Raw genomic sequence first — 21,802 nt, 5'->3', positions numbered from 1 at the left:
TGGCCGTTCGTCAGATCCCCACGTCCCACGGGACGTGATCATCAACGAACAAGATCCACTTTCGCAACAGGCCCTAGTGTCGGCGCTGTTGGTCTCGTTCTTCGGTGGGATGTTCGGCGGCTTGGCCTATGTCACCGGATTCGGCACCGGCAGATGCCTTTGGCTGCTGTGGCAGATCGCGCGCCATGGCGGGCGCGTACGGGCCGACTTCGTGCGCAGGCAGACCACCGGAGGGCTGCACAGGCATGTCTTCGCGGTCACCGATGTGTCAGGTCGTCGGCATGAATACATACGCACGGTGGGCGGTCCTGCCGTGGCTGTCCTGCCGTACCGCACCGTCTGGTATATCCCGGGAGCCCCGGACAAGGACAATCCACTCGGAGCCTGGGCACCCCTGTGGCTGGCCCTCGGAACCTGCGTAGGCACGGCGGCGTTCCTGGCAGCTGCCTGGGTCACGCTCTACCTGATACCCGGAGTGCTGATCCGCACCCTCTTTTAGTGACCCCGAAGCGCACTGCGTGGCATACCGTTCCACTCAACTCGGCGCCACGATCGCCGGGCACGCCGGAGCACATACATCCAAACTCTCTTGGGCGTGCTTTAGCGAGCAAGCCGACTCTGCTGCAATTCTCGGCGCTGCGTCCTGCCGCTGCGGGATGATCGTCTCTGTGGCCGTCTTCTGTCGTGCGGCGGCGGGGAGGGTGAGCGATGTCGTTGCAGCCGAAGGGGCTGCCCGAGATCCCGGAACAGACCGTTGCGGTGGCGCGTGCGGCGTTCCCGCGGGGAAGCCTGGCGATGCGGGTGCGGGACCGGCTGGGTGAGGTCTTCGCCGACGAGCCGTTCGCGGGTGCGTTCGGGGTGCGGGCCATCGCCCGCACGAAGGGCCCAACGTCTTCGAACTCGGCGGCCACTACTGGATGCTCGTCGACGAATGGCGCGGCCAGGGCGTGCTGCGCTCGGACGACCTCACCACCTGGGAACACCGGGGCCTGATCCTGGACAAGCCTGGCAGCCGCCCCGACGACCAGACCATCGGCCTTCACGCCGACGTGGTCGTTCAGGCGGAGACTGCCTATGTCTTCTACTTCACCCACCCCGGCCGCGTCGGCGCCGCCGCCGAGGAGGACACCTACGCCACCCGCCGCTCCTCGCTCCAGGTCGCCGCCGCACGGGTCGTCGACGGCACCCTGCACTGTGACCGCGACGAGCCCGTACGACTCGATCTGTCCCCTGTGCCCTAGAAGGCGTCACGTGGCGTGGGTGGTCGGTTCGATGGAGGCCACCGCCGCGGTCGCGGTCGCAGGGGCCAGGAGGCGATGAGCTTCTGTGGTCAGGTCCTGGAGGCGGACTGCGCTCCGTCCTGGACCGGCCCGCCGGGTGCGGCGAAGCCCCGAGGACTGGTGCTCGGACGGGGAACAATAGCCCCCGACAGCGGGTGATCCTGCAGGCCGTGAGGGTGACGCCGTCGTAGCAGTGACGGCCACGACGGGGACGTCCTCGCAGATGTCCTCGGCCAGGGCCGCTCGGTGTCGGCCGCGATCACCAGGGCCCGGCTCGCGCCGAGCCTGAACAGCCCGAGGCGTCGACGAGCCCCGGCCCGTCATAGGGCCGTCTCGCTGCTCCGAATGACACGCTCCGGTCTCTGACGCCACCCGTGATCACCCGCTTGCGGCTCTCAACCGCTCTATGTCGCCGCTGAGTTGGCGGTGTCCGTCGACTGGTCCCGATCGTACGGCTCACACGTCGTCGCCGCGTGTCGCCCTTCACGCTCGGGACATGTCACCGCAGCGGGCTCGGCCGGTCCGGGCCGTGCGTGCCGACGGGTGGCCAGGGTCCAGGCGGTGGCGGCGAGTGCGGTCACCGTGAGGACGGCCAGCATCGCAGTGGTGTGGGATCCGGCGCTGTCGGCCGCCCGGGCGACGGGGTTGGGCAGGCCGAGGCGGTCGGCCAGCCAGCCGACGGCCGCCGTGGCGGTGAGCAGGGCGCCGGCCAGTCGTAGCGTGGGCTGGACGCGCAGGCGTGCCAGCACCAGCAGTGAGGGCAGGGCCAGGCAGACCAGCAGGAGCTGGACCAGTTCGATGCCGAGGTTGAAGCCGAGGAGGCTGGTCACGAGCTGCCCGGTGGACAGGTGCATCTCCGCCAGGACGAAGGAGAACGCCATGCCGTGGCCGAGCCCGAAGACCCCGGCCACGAGCGCCTCCTTGCCCGGGAAGAGGGGGCGGATCGCGTGGATCGCGCCGACGAGGATGCTGGCGGCGATGAACGCCTCGACCGGCCAGTCGGGGATGTCCAGGCGGCCGAGCGCGGTGACGGCCAGCGCGACGGAGTGCCCGGCGGTGAAGGCGAGCGTGATGCGGCCGATCCGGAGAAGCGCGGACCGGGCGCCGACCAGGCCGTCCCAGCGCCGTCCGGTGGCCGCGAGCGGCGCGGGCAGGAGCAGGATCAGCAGGAAGAGCAGGTGGTCGGTGCCGGTGAGGATGTGGTCGCCACCCAGCTTCAGCATGGCGAGGAACCCGCGCCAGGCGCTGCCCTCGCCGAGGTCGACCTTAAGAGCCGGGACCGTCATGGTCCGGGTGTCGACCCGGATGGTGCCGACCTGGGTGGTGCCCTCGTCCTCGATCTGTCCGGCGGCCCAGTCCTGACGGACCGTCACCAGGGCAGTGTGCGTGATGACCTGGTGGACGATGACGTCGTAGCCGAAGGTGAAGCGCCGTACGTCGGTGCCGGCCGGCGGAGTGAGGACGGCCTCGGCGACCAGCTCCCGGTAGGGGCCGGTGGAGGTCTGCTCGGTGCTGCTGAGGCTCAGTTCGCCGATGCTGACCTGCCAGGCCTTGCCCCCGGTGCTGGTCGGGTGGATGTGCTTGCCGAGGTAGGTCCGGATGGCCTCGGCCTTTCCGGACAGCGTGGCCTGGGTGGTGTCGCTCAGGTCGATCCCGCTGGCCCCGGAGAAGTCGTCGGCCGGCAGTTCCAGACGAGCACTCACCGAGGCCTGGTACACGTCGAGTTCCACCACCGAGTGCGGCATCGGATGCGCGGCGGCCGGCGACGCCCCGAGGAGGAGCGCCGCCGGTACCACGATCGCGATCCCGGCCACCAGGCGTGTCAGCGCTGCGGTCAGCCAGTCTCGCGGTCCGGTCATGAGAAGGAGAACCCGCTGCCGTAGTCGCGGGTGTGGTCCCGGTAGACGGTGTGGTAGTGGACCTTGTCCTGGTAGACGAAGCCGTTCTGGCAGACGAACTCGATCCACACGCTGGGGCCGTCGATGCGGACGTAGTCTCCCTGGGTGTCCAGGCCCGTGCCGCCGGAGTAGCCGATGTAGGTCTCGTTCAGCTCACGCGCGTACGTCTTCATGAGCTTCTTCGCGGTGGCGTCGTCCACGCCCGCGACCCAGGGGTGGATCGCCGCCAGGACCAGCTTCTGCTGCTCGGGCGACAGCTCGCTGGCCTTGATGCCCTCCTTGGTCTCCGGGAACTGGCCGTCCTCGCCCGGGCCGAGCAGCACGTCGTTGAAGGACTCGGACAGCTTGGCCTCGGCCAGCTGCTCCGTGCTCAGGCTGCCGGTCAGGGCGAGCATGCCGTTGCGGAACTTCGCCATCGGCTCGTACGTGGTGCCGTCGTCCGCGGTCCAGCTGGTGGGCTCGACGCCGGTGAAGTACGGGCTGGCGCCGGCCACCTTGCCGTTCTTGTAGGTGATGTTCACGGCGAGGTGGTGGCCGCCGAACTGCAGCTGCCAGGTGCCGTCGACCGACGGGGTGCCCAGGAAGGCCATGAGGTAGATGTCGCTGCCGTACCCTGCGCCGCCGCCTGCGCCGCCGCCGGGGTCGCCGGACGGCGGGGCGCCCGTCGGGGCGCCGCTGGCCGTGGCGCTCGGGTCTGCCGAGGGGGCAGCCGAGGCCGAGGCGTCGCTCGACGCGCTGTCCGTCGGCGCGGCGGGCCCGGAGCCCGAGCCCTCCGCCGAGGCCAGCTGGTCGTCGGCCAGGAGGGTCTCAAGAACGTGCTCGTAGCCGGTGCCCTCGCCGGTCCCCAGGGCCACCTTCAGCACGTTCTTCAGGGCGGCCAGCTGCTCGTCGCTCAGCGAGCCCGTCTGGATGCCGACCCGGCAGGACGAGCCGCACGGCAGGTTCGACCACGCGGTCGCGTTCGCCTGGGAGTAGTCCAGGACCGTCGCCGCCTGCTGGTCGGAGTCCAGCGTGTTCAGGAACGCGTTGGCGGCGCTGACCACGGCCGCGACGCCGTTGGCCTTCTTGTCGACCGGGTAGTGGACACCGGCCTTCTTCGCGGCGCCCGTGGTCGTCGCGGCGTTGGCCGCCACGAATCCGCCTCCGACGAGGACCACACCGGCGGCCACGCCGGCTATGCCCCGCCAAGTCCGTCGGTTACGAGCCCGACTTGTTCTCTCTTTGCTCACGAACACTCCTGAAGACAAGGGTGGGGGACGATGCGCCGACTCTGCGGGCGACGGCGTCCAGAACAGGCGCGCGCTGGATGAGAGAGCTATCAGCAATATCGTTGACAGCTCAACGCGCGAGCCTTCGGACCTGTCCCACTTGGATGGCGGGATCCCCATATACGGGAAATATCCTGGGCTTGTTGACAGGTTTCTCTCATTGCGGCCTCAGCCGCCGAAACGGGCGCGCGTCAGAGAAGACCGCCGTCCCGGCACCTTCTCCATCGTCGGCAGGATGGCCGCGCTCCCCCTCGCTGAACAGCGTCCGACGCGTGATTGCGGCGACGACGTCCAGAGGGAACAGCCCGCCCTGCACGCGGTCGGCGACCTCACCCTCACCGGCCGCGTCGAGACCACCCTGCGCACCGATACCCCCGACGGTGACCGCCCGGCCCTGCTCGTCGGCTGCGACGGCAGGACCGAACCCGCGGCAACCCTGCGCATCCTCACCATCGGCGAACACATCGAGGTCTACGCCGACGGCGTCTTCGCCCTCACCACCCTGTGCTACTAGGGCCACCCCGCCCCGTGGACGGCCGTGTCGGAGTGCGGTACCCGCACCGTTCCCATCCGCCCGATCCGCCCGATCCGCCTGCCCGACCCCGACCGCGACTACGCCTCGGCCGTCTGGCCCGGTCTGTCCGCCCACTGATTCCCGGCCGGTGCAGCTGCCCGGCAGGCGACACCGCCCGTCGCCGGGGCCGGTTCGACGGCCGGGTCGGCGACGGGCGGTGTGGCAGCACAGGTGAGGTCAGTTGAGGGTCCACTGCTGGTTCGTCTGGCCGTTGCAGGTCCACAGGATCAGCTTGGTGCCGTTGGTGGTCGCCGCCCCCGAGGCGTCCAGGCAGAGGCCGGAGAGGTTGTTGGTGACGGTTCCGTTGGCGTTGGCGGTCCACTTCTGGTTGGTGCCGTTGTTGCAGTCCCAGATGATGACCTTGGTGCCGTTGGTGGTGCCGTTGTTGTCGGCGTCCAGGCACTTGTTGCCGTAGACGACGAGCTCGCCGCGTGAGGTCTGCGTGAAGGTCTCGTTCCGCCCGCCGAAGCAGTCCCACAGGATGGCCTGAGAGGCGTTGGTGATGGTGTTCTTCTCCAGGCCGACGCAGCGGTTCGAGGCGGCGCCGACGAGGGCCACGCCGTCGGTGCCGGGGATGCCCTGAACCCGGATGGCGTCGATGTCGGGCGCGGTGCTGCCGGAGACCGTCGCGAAGCGCACGGTGTTGGTGCCCTTGGCCAGGTGCGCCAGTACGGACACCGTGCGATAGGTCGTGGCTGAGCCGGTCGGCGGGAAGGCCACGACGTAGCTGTACTGGCCGTTGACCTTGATGGTCGCCTTACGGGCCGTGCTGCCGCCGTTGGCGTAGGTGATGTCCACCAGCTTGGTGCCCGCCGCGCCGGTCGTGACGGCACTGAACGTGGGCGTGGTGGCGGTGGTGGTGTCCTCGTAGGTCGTGCCGGACGCCTCGGTGCCGGAGACGGTGAGCAGGACGGCGTCGTTCGCCGGGACGGTGGTGGAGTAACTCGTGGCGTGGGACGCGACGTTGGTGCCCGTCCACACGTTGCGGACGGACGCGGAGGCATCGGTCAGGCCGAGGTCGGCCCAGCGGACGGTCATGTTCGCGGCGGAGCCGGTGCGGTTGAGCAGGAGCACCGCGCGCTTACCGGTGCCGGAGAGCACCTTGCCGTAGACCTGCAGGTTCCGGGTGTCCTCGGCGACCTTGACGCCCTGAAGGCCCCGGGGGTCCTGATCGATGGCGATGACCTCGGAGTTGGTGAGGATGTCGCGGGTGGCGGTGCTCATCGTGGCCACGTTGTTGCCGGCCAGCAGCGGGGCGCCGGAGATCGCCCACAGGCCCATGTGCAGCCGGTTCTGAGCGTCGCTCAGGCCGCTCATGCCGACCATCAGCATGTCCGGGTCGTTGTAGTACCCGGTGTGCTGGGCGGCCGGGTGCAGCCCCTTGTCGAAGTTGGCGAGCATCATGCCGGTGGTCGGGGTCTGGCCCCAGAAGATGACATCGGTGCTGGTGCGCCACAGGTCGCCGTATCCGGTGGCCCAGTTCCAGGGCAGCCCGGTGCCCCACTCGCAGAAGGACAGCACGAGCTTGCGGCCGGTGACGGCGGTGGCGGCCTCGTTGGCGGCGGTGATGGCCTTGTAGGTCGTCTCCTGGTCCAGGCCCTCCACGCGGCCGCCGCACCAGTCGATCTTGACGTAGTCGAAGCCCCAGCGCTGGAAGGTCTCCAGGTCCTGCTGGTAGTGGCCCTCCATACCGGTGTTGGGTGCGGCGGGGCGGGTGGTGGGGTAGTAGTAGCCGCAGCCCTGCTTGCCGGCGTCGGTGTAGATGCCGGCCTTGAGGCCCTTGCTGTGGATGTAGTCGGCGATGGCCTTCATGCCGCCGGGCCACAGGGTCTCGTCGACGACGATGTTGCCGTCCGCGTCGCGGTCGCCCTGCCACCAGCCGTCGTCGAGGTTGACGTACTGATAGCCGGCCGCTGCCATCCCGGAGGAGACCAGGGCGTCGGCCTGCTGCTTGATGACGGTGTGGTCGATGCTGCTGGCGAAGCTGTTCCAGGACGCCCAGCCCATCGGCGGCGGAGTGACGGCGGCCTGCGTGGTGCTGACCGCGGTCGGCTCGGCGGACAGCGGTGCCGACGAATCGTGGTCGGCCAGGGCCGTCAGGCCGACCAGGGCCAGGGCGAGGGCGAGGACGCGCACGGTGACGCGTCTGGCCCAGCCACGTGCGGAGCTGTGCTGCATGGGGGAGCCTTTCATGATCAGTACCCGACCCGGAAGGTCGCGTCCTGCCGGTCCGTGGTCGTGGAGATGGGGTCGATGCGCAGGACGTAGTCCGAGTGGCGGATGTAGCGCGTGGGGTTGTTGTACGAGCGGAAGGACGCCCAGCTCGCGTCCGCGAGGCCCGCCGTGCGGTAGAAGGTCGCGTCCGCGGCGAAGGTCGAGGTGCCGTCGTTCGCGTCCAGCTGCAGCGCGTAGTTGTAGTGCCGCAGATAGCGGGTCGGGTAGTTGACCGACCGGAAGGAGACCCCGGAGCTGTCGGCGAGCCCGGGGACCAGGGTCCACAGGGAGTCCTTGTACGGTTCGATCGGGTACACGTCGATACGGCCCACGTAGTTGGAGTGGCGGATGTAACGGGCCGGGTAGTTGTAGGACTTGAGCCGGTTCCAGGCCGGTGAGCCCCACTTGGCGAGTAGGTTGTCGTACTCGGTCGTGGTGATCGTCGTGATGCCGCAGTGCTTGGAGTTGACCGGCTGCGTGTAGGTCTTCTGGTCCAGCGCGGTCCAGGTGCCGGAGGCCAGGCTGCTCGACTGCCACGCGTAGAAGACACCGTTGGGCGTGTAGGTGTCGCCCCACAGCCACCAGTTGCCGGACGTGAGGGACTTGACCAGTGTCGGGGCCTCGGTGCCGCCGTGCGCCACACCGGCGCTGTACTCGGCGAAGCTGCCCGGGTCCAGGGAGGTGGACCTGGCGCCCACCAGCGTCTGGTTCTTCTTGAAGTAGAGGTAGTTGTAGCCGTTCACGCCGACCGCCATGTCGCCGTCGATGACGTCGTAGCCGGGGTCGAAGAACACCTGCGGGGCGGAGGCTGTGACGAAGTCGCTGGTGTAGTTGACCATGATGACGTTGTGGCCGCTGTCGTTCACGGAGGAGTAGATGACCGCGTACTGGCCTCGGCCGGCGTCCCAGAACGCCTCCGGTGCCCAGCTGTGGGTCGTCATGTCGTGCAGTTTCAGGCGCCGGTAACCGGTGAAGGTGCGCAGGTCGGCGGAGTCCCAGACGTGGATGTACTGGCTGTTGTAGCTCCAGTCGGTGCCCTTGAGGTCGGTGGCGAGCACCACGAAGGTGCCGTCCTGCTTGCGCATGAGGAACGGGTCGCGCAGGCCCAGCGCGCCGGCGGTGGGGGTGACCAGGGGGTTGTTCTGGTTGAGCGGCGTCCAGTTCAGTCCGTCGGGGCTGACGGCCAGGTGCAGGCCGTAGTCGGTGCCGTCGCCGAGATTGGTCGACTCGGTGAAGTAGACCATCGCGTACGCCGAGTCGGCGGCGTGGGCGGTGCCCGTGCCGAGTGTCAGGGCTAGGGGGACGGCGGCGGTCATGCCGAGGAGAGCGCGACGGGACAGATGGGGGTTCTCGCTCATCTTGTGCTCCAAGGTGGCGTGCGGGGGCGCCCGAAGTGACCGGTATTTCGAACGAAGTTCGGAAAATCGATCAGACCGTAGAGCCAGGTCATGTGCTCGTCAATCTTCCTGTCATATATTTGTGTTTCCTGTGGGCCCAGGGGTGCGAGTGGCCCCGGGGCGGGCAGGATCAGCGCTGGGTGTAGATGAAGCCGACCTTGTCGACCTCGTCGCCGGAGCGGCCGTGGAATCCGGCGATCTGCCATCCGGAAGGCGCGGTGCGGGTCACGCAGTCGGAGGTCGTGGTGCCGCCGGTCCCGCCGTGGGCGAGCGTGGTGCCGTTGGACAGGGTGAGGCTCAACTGGTCGACCCGGGACCCGGCGCGCAGGGCGATGGTGGTGGCGCGGGCGCCGGCGGGCACGCTGTCGATGTCGTTGTAGTAGTCGCCGTGCGGGCCGCTGAACTGGTCGCTGAGCTGGAACGCGGCGTTGCGCGACCAGGTGAATCCGGCGGTGATCGGGTCGTGGTCGGACAGCATCAGTCCGTCGTCGGTGAGGAACTTGGAGTGCTCGTTGTTGTAGGGCGTGGCGTTGAGCGTGACGAGTTTGCTGCCCCGGTAGAGGATCTTGTCGACAACCTCGCAGGTGTTGGGGACGGTGGTGCCCGTCTGGTCGCAGACCAGCGCGTCGCTGCCCTTGGCGGGCGCGCTGCCGCCGCGGATCAGCTGGCCCCAGGCGTCGGTGAGGCCGCCCGCGGCGGCGAACTCTGCGATGGTGTCGCCGGAGCGGGTGTAGCGGGTGTAGCGGGTGTTGGTGTCACCCATGACTACGACGGCGTTGCCGGCGGAGTGGGTGGCGATGAAGTCGGTGAGCTGGGCGAGGTTGTCCCTCGTGCGGCGAGGTCGTCGTCGTTGGTGCCGACAGCGTGTCGAGGCCGCTGCCGATGCCGGCGCCGCCGCTGGTGGGGGTGCGGTAGGCGTGCGCGGTGTCGGCCGCGTACAGGTAGGCGTGGTAGTTGAAGTCCTCCTGCACATGGACGATGTCGTACGGCGCTACCCGCTGACCGATCGTCGTGGTGCTGGACGCTGAAGCTGCCCGAGTCGGCGGCCGCCGCGGACGGGGCGGCCATGGTGAGCCCGCCGAGAGCGGCCGCGCCGGCCGCCGGGCAGGCGAAGAGTCTGGGCATGGGGTGTGTCTCCTGAGGACAGAAAGCGGTTGTGGTGGGGACGTGACGGAAGTTACGTCGGTTACCTGGGGGCCTTCGAGAGTTCGGGCGTACTTTCACAGGAGTTGCCGTCCGTACGCGGACGGTTGGATCCGCGCCGGAAGTGATTCGCGGCTTGGATCCAGTCGATGCCGTCGTCCCCGGTCCGGTCGCGCTCTCGCACCGTCCGGCTACGTGCGGGACCTGGGAACAGCGGCCGGGCCAGCAGTCCGACACGAGAACCGGCGAGACGACGTCCCAGGAGTCCGACGCCGGCTGCGGCCAAGGACTCCGCCACCACTGAGGGCAGGCGCAACGTCAGCAGCTCACCGCCGAACAGCCTGAACAGCCCGTGCATTAGCGTGTAGTAGAGCGCGTGCACGAGGTCCACGTGTTGCACGGTGCGCCAGATGCACGCCACGCTGCGACCTGGCACCGTCATACCCAGGTGTGAGGCTACCGCGGCAAGATAGCTACGATCGTTCTCGCGGTTCTCCGTCATGACCAGCGGCTTGCCGACGCGGCGGGCGGCAACCGCATCTCCGCCACGACGGTGCGCCGTTGGGTTGTCACCCCCCACCCTCGCCATTTGATCTTCAAGTGGAAGAAGGACGCGCCGCTGATGACGGTGTAGCGCCAACGCGCCGACTACCACACCTTCCTGAAGATACGCGGTACGCATTCTCGGCTTCCACACAGCGACGGCTCAGGCTCTTGACAGACGCCGTCCCTACGTTCATGGACATGGTAGGAAACCACCGAGACACCTCGACCACCCGGCGCCGCGCCCTCGCGGTGACCGGCGGCACGGTCGCCGCCGGCGGCCTCGCCGTGGCCGGATACCAGGCGGCCTTCGCCGATGACGCGACGACGACCACTGCCGATGCCACCGCCAGCGCCTCGGCGATCTCCACCAGCAGCGAGTGCATGACACTGATGTCGAATGTTACCGAGGGCCCGTACTACCTCGACGGCGCCCTGGTGAGAAAGGACATCACCGAGGGCAAGAGCGGCGTCCCGCTGACGCTGCGTCTCACCGTCGTCGACGCCACCGACGGCTGCACCCCGGTCAAGGGAGCCGCCGTCGAGATCTGGCACTGCGACGCCTGGGGCTACTACTCCGGCTACACCACCGCCAACCCCGGCGGCTCCGCGCCCGCGGAGAGCGAGGACGGCTCGACCGCCAACGACCAGACCTACCTGCGCGGCTACCAGATCGCCAACGCCAACGGGGTCGTCAAGTTCGAGACGATCTTCCCGGGCTGGTACACCCCGCGCACCTGCCACATCCACCTCAAGGTGCACACCGGTGGCCAGAAGGAGGACGGCACCTACGAGGGTGGCAAGGTCAACTACACCGGCCAGCTGTTCTTCGCCGACGACATCGCCGAGGAGATCTTCACATTGGAGCCCTACTCTCAGCACTCCGGCAGCTACACCACCCTCGACAACGACATGGTGTACGACGGCGGCGGTGCCTCCAGCGGTCTGCTCACCCTCAAGGCCGTGCACAAGAAGAACCCGTCCAAGGGCTACAAGGGCTCCCTCACCCTTGGCGTCGACCCCGACGCGGAGAACACCGGTGCGGGCAGCGGCGGTGGCGGCGAGGGCGGTACGCCCCCGAGCGACGCCCCCACGGGCACGCCGCCGAGCGACAGTGCCTCCCCGTCGGCCTCGGCGTCCTCCTAAGGTACGGCCATGATCAGCCGCGAGGACGAAGCATTGGCGCAGGCCGCCGTGACCGCGCTGACCGGACAACTGGCGCTCGCTCCCAAGCCCGGCCTGCCCGATCCGCGCGACCTGGGCGCCCGTACGACCCGGGTGGACCACACCGCTCTGCGCTGGTCTGCCAAGGCGCTCGCGCCCGGCCTCGCGGCGATGGCCGCAGCGGCCCGCCGCACGGGCGAGCCCACTTCCCAGCTCCGTACGGAACTCGGGGCGATCGGCCGCTGCACCGAGCACTCGGTGGGCCTGGCCGGCGGCGGCCACCGCGGCGCCCTGTGGGCGCTCGGCCTGCTGGTCGCCGCGGCCGCCCTCGACCCGCATGCCGAGGCGAAGGACGTGGCCGTGGCCGCCAAGTGCATCGCCGCCCACCCCGACCGACGGGTCCAGCGACGGCCCTCGCGCGGCTCGTCGATCTCGGCGAAGTACGGCGCCGCCGGGGCGCGGGGCGAGGCACGGGCCGGATTCCCGCACATACGGCGGGCGTTGGACGCCCTCGCCGCCGCCCGTTCGGCCGGCGCCGACGAGAACGAGGCCCGCCTGGATGCCCTGCTCACCGTCATGTCCACCCTCCAGGACACCGAACTCTTGCACACCGCGGGCCCCATCGGCCTCCGGCACGTCCAGGCCGGCGCCCGCGGGGTCCTCGACGCCAGCGGTACGGCGACGGAGGCCGGCCGCGTGGCTCTGCACGCCCTCGACGCCGACCTGCACGCGCGCGCGTGGAGCCCGAGGGGGAGCGCGGGGCTGCTGGCGGGGGCGTTGTTCCTGGACTCGCTTCCGGTGACCGTCGGTTCGAGGTCAGGCACCGGCATCAGTTCGCGAGTACGAGCTGCCTGAGAGCCGTCGCTCGTGGGCCCGGCGCGTCGCCGGGCCCATCGCGTACGACGCCACCAGCGTCGCCCCTCCCATCAGCAGCCACCCCGCCGTCCCCCACCCGAGCAGCAGCGAGGTCAGGACCAGCGGGCCCAGGGTGCGGGCCACGGTCACGCCGGGCCCGAAGAGCCCTGGTACTCGCCCGATGCAGTCAGCCGGGGCCAGGTCGAGGGACAGCTGCCAGGAACCGGCCGACTGCCCCATCTCCGCGACGACTTGCAGCACCGCCCCGACGACCAGCGCACCGACGGCCATGTACGGCGACGCCCCCGCCGACAGGGCGAACACCGCGCACGCCGCCAGCATGACTCAGCCCGACCGCCACACCGCGCGCGTAGCCGACGCGAGCCCCGTGATCCCGCGCGCCATCCGCACCTAGAAGACCATCACCGCCCCGGTGTTGAGTACGAACAGCGCGGAGACCAGTCAGGCGGCCACGACGGTGCGCCGTTGGGTGCTGGAGGTGATAGAACTGCCCGGCGCCGCACCGGCGCGGACAACCGCCGCAACTACAGCGGGAAACATAAGACCCACGGCCTGCTCTTCCTCGCGCTCACCGACGACAAGGGCCGGCTGCTGTGGCTTTCCGCGGCCCGCCCGGGACACTCCTCGGAGATCACCACTGCCCGCTACAACAAGCTCGTCGAGCGCCTGCGGGCCCATGAGCTGGGCACGGATCGGCGACCTCGGCTTCACCGGCCTGGACGACGATACGGACAATCCGGTGGTCATCACCGGCTACAAGGCCGCCCGCACCGAACCGCTCACGTCGGCGAAGAAGCAGGTCAACAAGCTGATCGTGTCCGTCCGTGCGGTCTGCGAGCACGCGTTCGTCCATTTGAAGAACTGGCGCATCATCACCAAGCTGCGACTGTCTCCCCGTTACGCGACCGCGCTCCTGTGACAGACGATCTTGCAAGCAGGCAACCGCCCACGACCAGCACGAGTACGAGATCGCTGACCCACACCAGCTCCGATGACCTGCGGATTCGAAGTTGGTGAAGGCTCAGTGGCCAGGTCGGAGCGTAGGCCGAGGCCGGCGGGTGGGACCTCGACGGCCGCGTCGGCCTCGCGTAGTTCGTCGGCCAGGTGGTCCAACCGGTCGACGCGCCGGGCGACGGGTGAAATCGCACGTGGTGGCGAGGAGCCGGGCGTAGGTGGCGCCGATGCCGGACGAGGCGCCGGTGACAAAGGCCAGGGGGGCGACATGTTCTCCGCCTGGCGTGGCTGAAGGGCGGTGTGGTCGTGGCGGGGCGGCTGCGGGGAGGAGAAGTCCGGGACACGGATGCCGGGTGTCCCGGCCCCGGCGGGGCCGGAGCCGGGACATCCCGGGTTCGTGGACGCTGACGTGTGAGCCTACTCGGGCAGTGGGAGGTGACCGATCACCTTCTCGCCAACGGCCGCGGACATCCGGAGAGCCCGGTAGCCGTAGCCGCGCATGGCTTCTTCGTAGGCGCCGATGCCGTCCAGGAGCGCCTTGTCGCCCCGCGCGACGACGAGCAGTTCACCGCCGAGGACGTGCGCGTCGCGCAGCGCGGTGTTGGCGCCGATGCCCAACGCCGGGCTCATGGCGTGGATGGAGTCGCCCATGACGGTCACGTTCGAGGGCTCCCAGGCGGTCACCGGCACGCAACTGCGCAGGGTCAGTGGCTGCACCGTGGTGACGTCCCACAGCCGGACGGTCTCCACCAGGGCGGGATCCCAGGAGGCCACGCGCTCCAGCGCGTACGCCTTCAGCCGCTCAGGCGTGGCGGCGAACAACTCGGCGTCGGGCATCATGAGTTCGACGCGGGAGTTGAAGATGCTCAGCGCGTAGTTCTTGGTGGCTTCGTCCTGGAAGTCCTGGTCCTGTTCCTTGACCAGCGGCGAGTCGGGATTGCTGCGCTCCAGCGGGCCCAGGGTGAGCCCGGTGTGGTCGGAGTCGTAGGCCAGCGAGAAGGTGTTGAACAGCTGCGCCGGCAGCTTGGCCTTGGTCTCCTCGGTGATCGGGACCTTCGCGGCTATGTGGCGCGCGGCAAGGTCGGCGACCTTCACCTGCGGCAGCCTCTGGGCCCGCAGGGCGGAGTTGATGCCGTCGGCGGCGATCAGCACGTCGGCCTCGACCGTTTCCCCGGTGTCGAGGAGCACGGTGACGGTGCGGTCCGGGTTGGAGCGGTACCCGGTGGCCTTGGCGCCGAAGTGGACGGTCTTTTCCAGGCCGAGGTGGAGGATCCGGCGCAGTGTCGAGCGGCACACCACCAGGTGCTCCGGGATGTCGGTGGGCACCCCGATGCCTTCGGTGGCGGACTTGTCCCGGCCCGGGCGGGGGTTGAGCCGCTCGTCGAACAGCAGCATGTCGTCGTTGGGCATCCCGGAGGTCGCCAGGAACAGCTCCCACAGCTCGGGCTCCAGGGCCGCGTAGAGGGCGGAGGTGCCGGTGGAGTTGATGTGGATCCGGTAGCCGGCCTCGCGGGCGCCGATGCTCGTGTCGCGCTCGTAGACGGCCACGTCCAGGCCGTGCCGGTTCAGGTAGTGGGCCAGCGTCAGCCCGGCAAGCCCGCCGCCGACGATGACAATACGCATCCCAGACAAAAGTACTCCCAGTGCAAATAGTTCTCGTACTCGGGAGCACACCGGGCCTCTCCCAGGGAGAGGACGATTGGCGCAGCCAGGCGTAATCGCCAGTGGCCTGCGCCCCGGACTACCAACCGGGATGCAATTTCGTGTGCTACAGAATTCGTGCGCTACAGAATTGTACACCGGCATTCTGCCGGTGCGGGCCGGACCGGTTTTGTGGCGTGCAGCGCTTCTTTTGGTTCAGCAGGTCAGCGTGTGCGCGAGAGAAGGTCCAGCAGTGCCGCCCAGTGGCGTTCCGCGGCTTCCCGGTCGTAGGTGGCGGTATCGGCCTGGGTGAATCCGTGACGCGCCCCCGCGTACACCTCGCAGCGGTGGCGTACGCCCGCCTCGGCCAGGGCCCTGTTCAGGCGCTCGATCTGCTCGGAGGGCAGTGCGCGGTCCTGGTCGGCATGGCCGAAGTACAGCTCCGCGGTGATGCGGTCGGCGAGCAGGTGCGGGCTGTCCGGCGCGGTGGAGGCGAGGTTCGCGCCGTGGAAGCCGTCCGCGGCGGCCACTCGGTCCGGGTAGCTGCCGGCCGTGCGCAACGCCAGGCCGGCGCCCGTGCAGTAGCCGGTGACGCCGACCGGCCCGCCCCTGGTCATCGGGCATTCGGCCAGCCAGTGCAGGTAGGCGTCGGCGTCCCGCATCGCCGCCTGAGGCGTCAGGGACTGGATGATCGGTCCGATCCGCTGGAAGAGCTCCGGGCGTGCGGCCGGGTCGACGAAGTCGGGCAGGTCGATCACCGGCGCCCGTCCGTGGCGGTAGAAGACGTTGGGTGCCAAGACGGTGTACCCGGACGAGGCCAGACGGTCGGCCATCTTCTTCAGGTGCGGGCGCAGCCCGAAGGCGTCCATGTAGAGCAGGACAGCGGGGAACGGGCCGGTGCCGTCCGGATGCGCCAGGTAGGCGTCCGCACTGCCGTCCTGTGTGGGAATATCCACCGGTATTCCACGCACAGCGGTCATCTGCATCATCCCCTCCTTTCATTGGTGCACAATTTGGTCGAGATATCCAAGAGGAAGGGCTCGGCATTATGACTGGTTTCGATTTGATCGCGGCGATTCATTCTATTCCGCCACGCAGCTTCGGTGGCGCCCGTGCCGCAGGTGATGCTTCACCCACTTTCAGCGGCTTGACGAAGCATGGAAAACCTGGTCAGCGTAATGCTCGGTCTGACGGAAGGGAACCTGCTCCAAGGCTCGGTGCTGAGGCGGGCGTTCCCGGCCCCATGCCTGTCTCGCGGCGAGACCCGGACCCGAGGGGGGAGTACGTGGTCCCGGGTCTCGCGCGGGGTGCCGTCCCGTCCCCGCGGAAGGCGCCCGTACCGGCTCTGTTAATTTCCGTCCCCAAGTGTTCGGTGACCAAGTATTCGCTGCAGGATCGTGGAAAACCGCCATCCGTGCTTACGGAGAACTTGCGTCAGTCATGCATGGTGGGGTGCGCCATACGCCTCATCCGCCCGCCCAACAGTGGTCGAAGCCCCGGACCACACCGGCGCGGCCGTCAGGCCGGGTCGCGGACGGTGGTCAGTACGTGGCTCGCGCCCGTCCAGGCGGACCTCGGCCAGCCGTAGGACGGCGCGTGGGCCGGCCGCCCCGGGCGGTCGGCTTTCCGAGCTGCGCCCAGGCCGTGGTGCTCGCGGTCGTACCAGGCCGCGCCGATGCCCCAGGGTGGCCCGGCCGCCGGACAGCACGTCGAGCGTAGTGGCGACCGAGGCGAGTAGTTCGGGGTGACGGTACGTCACCCCAGTGACCACAGAGCCCAGTCGCACCGGAGGTATGGGCGGCCAGGTAGGCCAGGGTCATGTAGGGCATACGCAGGGAGCTGATTTCCCCCGTCCGCCTCCAGCTGGGACAGCTGACGGCTGACGGTGGACTTCTCCAGGCCGTACCTCTCCGCCAGATCGGAGGCGGTCGGATGGGGAAGGTGCCCACGTAGGACAGCATCGTGTACGAGGGGTTCGTCCCGGGGGTGCCCCCTGGGCACGGCTGCCGCAGCGGCCGGGCAGGCATGAACGCTGTCAGTGGGCTCCGGATCGAAGCGCTCCGTCGCCGTCGAACGGCGTCCGTGGCGCGGTGCGCCGGGCGACGACGGCCAGCGCCGCGACCGTCACGGCGACGAGCAGCGGGTGGCCGACCAGCCACGTCTGGACGCCCTCGAAGGGGTCGGTCGATGTGAGGGTGGCGCGCTCGAGCATCCAGGAGACGGAGAACAGCAGGCCGAGGAGGGCGACCCCGATGCGGAACGCGGGGTAGAAGGCGGTGCGGGCCAGGACGATCAGGGAGGGCATCATCAGGGCGACGACGAGCAGTTGGGTCAGTTCGATGCCCAGGTTGAAGCCCAGCAAGGTGGTCATGAGCGAGCCGCGGTCGAGGCCGAGGTCGCCGATGAGGGAGGCGAACGCCAGTCCGTGGACGAGACCGAAACCGGCGGCGATGAGGATCTCTCCGCGGGCCACCAGAGGGCGTAGAGCGTGCACCGCGGACACGGCTATCGAGAAGGCGATCAGGGTCTCGACCGGGCGGGTCGGCAGGTTGATCACCCCGGTGGCCGCCAGGGCCAGGGTGAGCGAGTGGCCGATGGCGAACGCGGTGACGACGTGGACGACCCGGACGATGCCGCGACGCGGTGAAGGGGCCGGGCGCCATCGGCCCTCTGCGGCCACCAGCGGGGCCGGGATGAGCAGCATGAGGAGGAACAGCAGGTGATCCGCGCCCTCGCCGACGTGCTCGATACCCAGGCCGGCGGTGGTGGCGAAGCCTCGGATCCAAGAGCCTTCGCCTGCGGGGACCTTCAGGCTCTTGGTGTCGAAGTCGAAGACTCCGAGGGTCTCGGCGTCGTCGGTCTTGAGGATGCCGCGGTCGAAGTCGTAGCGGACGGTGGCGATGACCTTGTGGGTGAGCAGTTCCTCGACGATGACGTCGTAGGCCAGGTCGAAGGTGGTGACCCGGCCGTCGGGCGGGCGGAGTTCGAGGGGGTAGACGAGGTGCGCCACCTCGTCGATCGTGCGGACTGAACCGGTGCCGAGCCTGACGGTCCAGGGCCGGTCGTCTTCGCCGACGGCCGTGATGTGCTCGGCTGTGTACCGCTTGAGGAACGCCCGCTCGGCGCCGAGCACGGTCTCCCGGGTGAGGTCCCGGTCCACGGCGACGGCCAGGCGGTCGACGGGCAGCTGCACCTCCCCCTCGACCCGGTCGTCGCGGACATCGAGGAGGACGGCCGAGGTGCTCATCGGATGGGCGCCGGCCGGCGACGCGAGGCCGCCGACCAGCATGAGGGCCGCGAGCAGGAACGTCGGCAGCAGACGAGCCGCCGACGGACGTGCGGGCAGGAGACGGCGCACCGTGGAACCCTCAGCTCCATCCGTAGTCGGCGGTCTGGTCGCGGAAGATCGTGTGCTGGTGCACTCCGTCGACCACGATGCCGCCCTGGTTGGAGAACTCGATCCAAACCGACGGGCCGTCGACCCGTACGTAGGTCTCCTTGTTGTCGATGGTCGTCGCGCCGCTCCAGCCCAGATACGTCTCGTCGTACTCGGAGACGTACTTGGCGATGAGCGCCTCGGCGGCCTCCTCGTCCAGGTCGTCGACCCATGTGCGGATCATCGCGGTGACCTTGTCCTGCTGCTTCTCGCTGAGGTCGCCGACCACGACGCCTTCGGGGTCGGGGAAGGGACCGTCCTTGCCGGGGCCGAGCAGCAGGTCGTCGAAGCTGCCGTCGATCTCGGCCTTCTCCAGTTCGCTGTCGCTGAGCGATCCGATGGCCGCGATGGTGGTGTCCCGCTTGTCCTGGAGCGGGGCGTACGACGTGCCGTCCGTCTCGAACTTCGACGGCTCGATGGCGGTCAGCGTGGGGGAGAGGCTGACGTCGTCCTTGTAGTAGGTGATGTTGTACCCGGCGTGGTGGCCGTTGAACTGGACCGTGAACTGCTCGGTCTCGCTGGGCTCGCCGAAGAGGGCCAGGTAGTACTTGTCCGCGCCGTAGTCGTCGCCCCCGCCGGGGCCGCCCCCGCTGCCCGACGACCCCACTTCGCTGAGGTACTCGTCCGCGATGCGGATATCCTCCAGCTCCTTGTAACCCTGCTCGCTGAGGGCGGCCTCCATGACCTTCAGCGCCGCGGCCTTCTGGTCGTCGTCGAGGTCGGCGAACTGGATGCCGTTGCGCGCGGCGAGCGAGATCGGGAAGTTCGACCAGCCCTTGGCCTTGGCCTCGTCGTCGAAGTCGTAGAGGGCGGTGTCCTTCTCGTCGTCGGAGAGCGTCTTGAGGAACGCGTTGGCGGCGGCAACGACCTCGGCGGTGTTCGCCTTCCCGGCGCCCGTGCTCGACGTCGTGGAGGAACTCTGGCTCGAAGATGCCTCGGACGACGTGGACGAGGAGTCGTCGGAGCCGCAGCCGGCGACGCCGAGGCCGATGCAGGTGGCGAGGGCCATGCCGCGAACGAGTGCCCGTCTTCGTCTTACTCCGCGCGGCAGTGATCCGTGTGCGGGGGAAGCCGTCGGGGAAGAGGCGGTGGGGGAATGGGGCACGGTGGACATGGGACTCCTGGAGTGGTGCGTGCAAGGGCTCCCATCGTGGGCGAGCCGTATGGGACTTCCATGGGAGCCGCTTGTGAATTGGGCAAAGTCCGGGTCCCTGCCGGGCAGGGGCGAATGCGTTCGGAGTGGCCCGGGGGGAAACTGGTTTCCTGGGGTAACGGCTGCTGGACGACCGGCGGTTTTGCGCCATCATGTGGGGTGCCGAACCGTGTCCTCATCGCCGCTGACGGGGTGGAGACGCTGACCCGAGCCCGTCGGGAGTCGTTCGACGCCCTGGTGATCGACGTGATGATGCCGTACGTCGACGGCGTGGCGGTGTGCCGAGTGTTGCGCGCCGACGGTGATGGAACTCCGGTGTTGATGCTCACCGCGCGCGGCGCCACGTCGGACCGGGTCGCCGGGCTGGACGCGGGCGCCGACGACTATCAGCCCAAACCCTTCCAGGTCCCCGAACTGCTCGCTCGCCTGCGTGCGCTGCAACGCCGGGCCGCGCTTCCACCGCGCGCTCAGGGGGACGAACCGGCCGGCCTGCGCATCGCCTCCCTGCACATGGACCCGGACGCCCGCCGGGCCTGGTGGGCGGACAAGGAACTGCAGCTGTCGAAGACCGAGTTCGACCTGTTGGAGCTGATGGTGCGCAACGAGGGGATCGTGCTGTCCCATTCGACGATCTCGCACCGAATATGGGGCTACCACTGCGGGCCGCACACGAACAATCTGGCGTGCTACATCAGCTATCTGCGGCGCAAGCTGGCCGACGTCGGCGCGCCCGACCTGATCCACACGGTGCGTGCCGTGGGTTACGGAGTGCGGCGGCCATGAGCCTGCGTCTGCGTTTCACCCTCGCCTTCACCGCCGTCGGAGCCCTGGTGGCGGTCCTCGTCGGTGTGCTGAGCTTCCGCGCCGCCTCCGACCGCGTCGTCGAGGGGGCCAACCGGACGGTCCGCATGGTCGCACTGGCCGTGGCCGAGGACCGGGACACGGCGCATGCCCGCCCGGACGCGGTCACGCGGCGCTCGGACGGCAACCCGGGCACGGGCGACGACGGGGAGCAGCCGGCGATCGTGCAGTCTGTGGCTCCCGACGGTACGGTCACCCATCTCGGCGGCCCGGACATGGAGTTGCCGGTGTCCGACACCGGGCGCGCCCTCGCCGCCTCCGGCGCGCCCGGACAGGAGGAGGCCACCATGATCGACGTGGGCGGTGCCACCTACTGCCAGCTCACCATTGCCCTGGGCGAGGGCCAAGGGGCCCTGCAGGCGGCCATCCCGCTCGCCCCGACACTCGGCGTGCTGGGCGGTATGGCCATGGAGATCACGGAAGCCGCCCTCGCTGTCATGTGTGCCGCGGCGGGCGCGGGCTGGCTGCTCGCGCGGCGTATCACCCGGCCTCTGGTGCGGCTGGCCGGGGCTGCCGAGGAGATCAGTGCCGACGGCCACGTCGACCGCGAGGTACCGGTGGACGGGCGCGACGAAGTCGCCCGGCTCTCGGCGTCGTTCAACACGATGATCCGCCGGCTCGCCGCCTCCCGGGCTGTGCGGGAGAGGCTGGTGCAGGACGCCGCCCACGAAGTCCGCACCCCGCTGACCAGCCTGACCACCAACGCGGGCGTGCTGCGCTACGCCACCGAGCTAGCCCCGGACGACCGTGACCGGCTCCTCGACGACGTCGAGGACGAGACGCGCGAGCTCGGTCACCTGGTCGACGAGCTGGTCGAGCTGGCCCTCTCCCGGAGCCGCGACGACGCCGAACAGCCCGTGGAACTGACCGAGGTGGCCGGCCGGGCCGCACGGCGGCTGCACCGGCGCACCGGCCGGATCGTCCTGCTCGACTCCGACGACTGCTTGGTCCGCGGACGCCGCCAGGCACTGGAACGGGCCGTGAGCAACCTGCTGGAGAACGCCGCCAAGTTCGATGGTGACGGCGAGGATCCCATCGAGGTGCACATCCGTCGAGGCACCCTCACCGTTTCCGACAGGGGACCGGGCATCGCCGTGGAGGACGCGGAGCGCGTGTTCGACCGGTTCTACCGGGCCGACACCGCCCACGGCGTGCCCGGGTCCGGGCTCGGCCTGGCCATCGTCCGAGAGGTGGCGGAGATGCACGACGGCACCGTGTTCGCGCGATCACGATCCGGCGGCGGGGCGGCCGTGGGGTTCACCGTGGGCCCCTCCCGGCTCCTGCCGTCCCCGGAACCGGATCTCGCGGGGTCACAGGACGAGCAGTTGCCCGAGCGTCGCGCCGGGCGGCATCCGGACTGAGAGCCGCGGCATGAACAAGCACCGACCCGTCCCATGCCG

General features: G+C 69.3%; 20 protein-coding genes. 8 read left to right on the top strand and 12 right to left on the bottom strand.

The genetic code is table 11. From position 1 onward, the window contains the following. Together ACP4J3_RS20805 and ACP4J3_RS20800 are read left to right on the top strand one after the other, a co-directional pair. On the top strand, positions 1–499 hold a 499-nt coding region (locus ACP4J3_RS20805), incomplete at its 5' end, for a hypothetical protein (protein WP_426536526.1). A 418-nt stretch (positions 500–917) separates the two neighbouring features. Then, positions 918–1,241: a hypothetical protein gene (locus ACP4J3_RS20800; RefSeq protein ID WP_426536524.1), complete on the top strand. Its 324-nt coding sequence runs from the start codon at positions 918–920 to the stop codon at positions 1,239–1,241. A 443-nt stretch (positions 1,242–1,684) separates the two neighbouring features. Here the strand turns inward: ACP4J3_RS20800 and ACP4J3_RS20795 are convergent, their stop codons facing one another. Together ACP4J3_RS20795 and ACP4J3_RS20790 are read right to left on the bottom strand one after the other, a co-directional pair. Further along, positions 1,685–3,139, bottom strand: coding sequence for a HupE/UreJ family protein (locus tag ACP4J3_RS20795; protein WP_426536522.1), 1,455 nt, complete (start codon positions 3,137–3,139; stop codon positions 1,685–1,687). After that, the gene (locus tag ACP4J3_RS20790) at positions 3,136–4,347 is read right to left on the bottom strand and encodes a DUF3500 domain-containing protein (protein WP_426536520.1); all 1,212 of its coding nucleotides are present in this window, start codon (positions 4,345–4,347) and stop codon (positions 3,136–3,138) included. The genes ACP4J3_RS20795 and ACP4J3_RS20790 overlap by 4 nt, the downstream gene beginning before the upstream one ends. Positions 4,348–4,681: 334 nt before the next feature. Here ACP4J3_RS20790 and ACP4J3_RS20785 point away from each other — a divergent pair, with 334 nt between their 5' ends. Continuing rightward, positions 4,682–4,960 carry a hypothetical protein gene (locus ACP4J3_RS20785; protein ID WP_426536518.1) on the top strand — a complete coding sequence of 93 codons (279 nt, stop codon included), beginning with the start codon at positions 4,682–4,684 and terminating at the stop codon, positions 4,958–4,960. A 237-nt stretch (positions 4,961–5,197) separates the two neighbouring features. Here the strand turns inward: ACP4J3_RS20785 and ACP4J3_RS20780 are convergent, their stop codons facing one another. The 4 genes from ACP4J3_RS20780 to ACP4J3_RS20765 all read right to left on the bottom strand — a co-directional run bounded on the left by ACP4J3_RS20780 (position 5,198) and on the right by ACP4J3_RS20765 (position 10,456). Beyond that, complete coding sequence (locus tag ACP4J3_RS20780) at positions 5,198–7,198, bottom strand: RICIN domain-containing protein (RefSeq protein WP_426536516.1); 2,001 nt, start codon at positions 7,196–7,198, stop codon at positions 5,198–5,200. A 17-nt stretch (positions 7,199–7,215) separates the two neighbouring features. Next, a complete protein-coding gene (locus tag ACP4J3_RS20775) occupies positions 7,216–8,592 on the bottom strand; it encodes a glycoside hydrolase family 43 protein (RefSeq protein WP_426536514.1) in 1,377 nt (458 codons plus the stop codon). A gap of 169 nt (positions 8,593–8,761) precedes the next feature. Then, on the bottom strand, positions 8,762–9,604 hold the full coding sequence (locus ACP4J3_RS20770) for a hypothetical protein (protein WP_426536512.1): 843 nt from the start codon (positions 9,602–9,604) through the stop codon (positions 8,762–8,764). Between the two features lie 213 nt (positions 9,605–9,817). Then, positions 9,818–10,456, bottom strand: a complete 639-nt coding sequence (locus tag ACP4J3_RS20765; protein ID WP_426536510.1) for a hypothetical protein — start codon at positions 10,454–10,456, stop codon at positions 9,818–9,820. A gap of 62 nt (positions 10,457–10,518) precedes the next feature. Between ACP4J3_RS20765 and ACP4J3_RS20760 the strand changes: the two genes are divergently transcribed. After that, positions 10,519–11,463 (top strand): intradiol ring-cleavage dioxygenase, encoded by a 945-nt coding sequence (locus ACP4J3_RS20760; RefSeq protein ID WP_426536536.1) that lies wholly within the window; start codon positions 10,519–10,521, stop codon positions 11,461–11,463. A gap of 9 nt (positions 11,464–11,472) precedes the next feature. Continuing rightward, positions 11,473–12,336: a triphosphoribosyl-dephospho-CoA synthase gene (locus ACP4J3_RS20755; RefSeq protein WP_426536508.1), complete on the top strand. Its 864-nt coding sequence runs from the start codon at positions 11,473–11,475 to the stop codon at positions 12,334–12,336. On the opposite strand, the gene ACP4J3_RS20750 is transcribed toward ACP4J3_RS20755, so the two are convergent. Beyond that, complete coding sequence (locus tag ACP4J3_RS20750) at positions 12,298–12,678, bottom strand: hypothetical protein (RefSeq protein WP_426536506.1); 381 nt, start codon at positions 12,676–12,678, stop codon at positions 12,298–12,300. The genes ACP4J3_RS20755 and ACP4J3_RS20750 overlap by 39 nt on opposite strands. 355 nt (positions 12,679–13,033) lie before the next feature. Here ACP4J3_RS20750 and ACP4J3_RS20745 point away from each other — a divergent pair, with 355 nt between their 5' ends. Beyond that, positions 13,034–13,276, top strand: coding sequence for a transposase family protein (locus ACP4J3_RS20745; protein ID WP_426536504.1), 243 nt, complete (start codon positions 13,034–13,036; stop codon positions 13,274–13,276). 452 nt (positions 13,277–13,728) lie between these two features. On the opposite strand, the gene ACP4J3_RS20740 is transcribed toward ACP4J3_RS20745, so the two are convergent. The 5 genes from ACP4J3_RS20740 to ACP4J3_RS20720 all read right to left on the bottom strand — a co-directional run bounded on the left by ACP4J3_RS20740 (position 13,729) and on the right by ACP4J3_RS20720 (position 19,397). Beyond that, positions 13,729–14,934 (bottom strand): FAD-dependent oxidoreductase, encoded by a 1,206-nt coding sequence (locus ACP4J3_RS20740; protein WP_426536502.1) that lies wholly within the window; start codon positions 14,932–14,934, stop codon positions 13,729–13,731. 242 nt (positions 14,935–15,176) lie between these two features. Further along, positions 15,177–15,932 carry a dienelactone hydrolase family protein gene (locus ACP4J3_RS20735; protein WP_426536500.1) on the bottom strand — a complete coding sequence of 252 codons (756 nt, stop codon included), beginning with the start codon at positions 15,930–15,932 and terminating at the stop codon, positions 15,177–15,179. 458 nt (positions 15,933–16,390) lie between these two features. After that, complete coding sequence (locus ACP4J3_RS20730; RefSeq protein ID WP_426536498.1) at positions 16,391–16,711, bottom strand: hypothetical protein; 321 nt, start codon at positions 16,709–16,711, stop codon at positions 16,391–16,393. 276 nt (positions 16,712–16,987) lie between these two features. Continuing rightward, positions 16,988–18,310, bottom strand: coding sequence for a HupE/UreJ family protein (locus tag ACP4J3_RS20725; protein ID WP_426536496.1), 1,323 nt, complete (start codon positions 18,308–18,310; stop codon positions 16,988–16,990). Between the two features lie 10 nt (positions 18,311–18,320). Then, on the bottom strand, positions 18,321–19,397 hold the full coding sequence (locus tag ACP4J3_RS20720; RefSeq protein ID WP_426536494.1) for a DUF3500 domain-containing protein: 1,077 nt from the start codon (positions 19,395–19,397) through the stop codon (positions 18,321–18,323). Positions 19,398–19,700: 303 nt separating this feature from the next. Between ACP4J3_RS20720 and ACP4J3_RS20715 the strand changes: the two genes are divergently transcribed. Together ACP4J3_RS20715 and ACP4J3_RS20710 are read left to right on the top strand one after the other, a co-directional pair. Next, the gene (locus tag ACP4J3_RS20715) at positions 19,701–20,324 is read left to right on the top strand and encodes a response regulator transcription factor (protein WP_426536492.1); all 624 of its coding nucleotides are present in this window, start codon (positions 19,701–19,703) and stop codon (positions 20,322–20,324) included. After that, entirely contained in the window at positions 20,321–21,763 is a 1,443-nt protein-coding gene (locus tag ACP4J3_RS20710; RefSeq protein ID WP_426536490.1) for a HAMP domain-containing sensor histidine kinase, read from the top strand. The genes ACP4J3_RS20715 and ACP4J3_RS20710 overlap by 4 nt, the downstream gene beginning before the upstream one ends. Positions 21,764–21,802 lie beyond the last annotated feature (39 nt).

It is taken from the genome of Streptomyces sp. UG1 (genome assembly GCF_049974585.1).
Taxonomy (GTDB): domain Bacteria; phylum Actinomycetota; class Actinomycetes; order Streptomycetales; family Streptomycetaceae; genus Streptomyces.
The sequence above is the reverse complement of the archived record's forward strand: the minus strand, read 5'-3'. Positions and strand labels throughout refer to the sequence as shown.

What these genes read in the sequence shown, in the direction of transcription:
- ACP4J3_RS20760 (WP_426536536.1), top strand. Translation starts at nt 10,519, where the DNA reads ATGGTAGGAAACCACCGAGACACCTCGACCACCCGGCGCCGCGCCCTC.
- ACP4J3_RS20775 (WP_426536514.1), bottom strand. Translation starts at nt 8,592, where the DNA reads ATGAGCGAGAACCCCCATCTGTCCCGTCGCGCTCTCCTCGGCATGACC.
- ACP4J3_RS20710 (WP_426536490.1), top strand. Translation starts at nt 20,321, where the DNA reads ATGAGCCTGCGTCTGCGTTTCACCCTCGCCTTCACCGCCGTCGGAGCC.
- ACP4J3_RS20795 (WP_426536522.1), bottom strand. Translation starts at nt 3,139, where the DNA reads ATGACCGGACCGCGAGACTGGCTGACCGCAGCGCTGACACGCCTGGTG.
- ACP4J3_RS20720 (WP_426536494.1), bottom strand. Translation starts at nt 19,397, where the DNA reads ATGGCCCTCGCCACCTGCATCGGCCTCGGCGTCGCCGGCTGCGGCTCC.
- ACP4J3_RS20780 (WP_426536516.1), bottom strand. Translation starts at nt 7,198, where the DNA reads ATGCAGCACAGCTCCGCACGTGGCTGGGCCAGACGCGTCACCGTGCGC.
- ACP4J3_RS20740 (WP_426536502.1), bottom strand. Translation starts at nt 14,934, where the DNA reads ATGCGTATTGTCATCGTCGGCGGCGGGCTTGCCGGGCTGACGCTGGCC.
- ACP4J3_RS20785 (WP_426536518.1), top strand. Translation starts at nt 4,682, where the DNA reads ATGGCCGCGCTCCCCCTCGCTGAACAGCGTCCGACGCGTGATTGCGGC.
- ACP4J3_RS20770 (WP_426536512.1), bottom strand. Translation starts at nt 9,604, where the DNA reads ATGTGCAGGAGGACTTCAACTACCACGCCTACCTGTACGCGGCCGACA.
- ACP4J3_RS20735 (WP_426536500.1), bottom strand. Translation starts at nt 15,932, where the DNA reads ATGACCGCTGTGCGTGGAATACCGGTGGATATTCCCACACAGGACGGC.
- ACP4J3_RS20750 (WP_426536506.1), bottom strand. Translation starts at nt 12,678, where the DNA reads ATGCTGGCGGCGTGCGCGGTGTTCGCCCTGTCGGCGGGGGCGTCGCCG.
- ACP4J3_RS20765 (WP_426536510.1), bottom strand. Translation starts at nt 10,456, where the DNA reads ATGCGTACCGCGTATCTTCAGGAAGGTGTGGTAGTCGGCGCGTTGGCG.
- ACP4J3_RS20755 (WP_426536508.1), top strand. Translation starts at nt 11,473, where the DNA reads ATGATCAGCCGCGAGGACGAAGCATTGGCGCAGGCCGCCGTGACCGCG.
- ACP4J3_RS20800 (WP_426536524.1), top strand. Translation starts at nt 918, where the DNA reads ATGCTCGTCGACGAATGGCGCGGCCAGGGCGTGCTGCGCTCGGACGAC.
- ACP4J3_RS20745 (WP_426536504.1), top strand. Translation starts at nt 13,034, where the DNA reads ATGAGCTGGGCACGGATCGGCGACCTCGGCTTCACCGGCCTGGACGAC.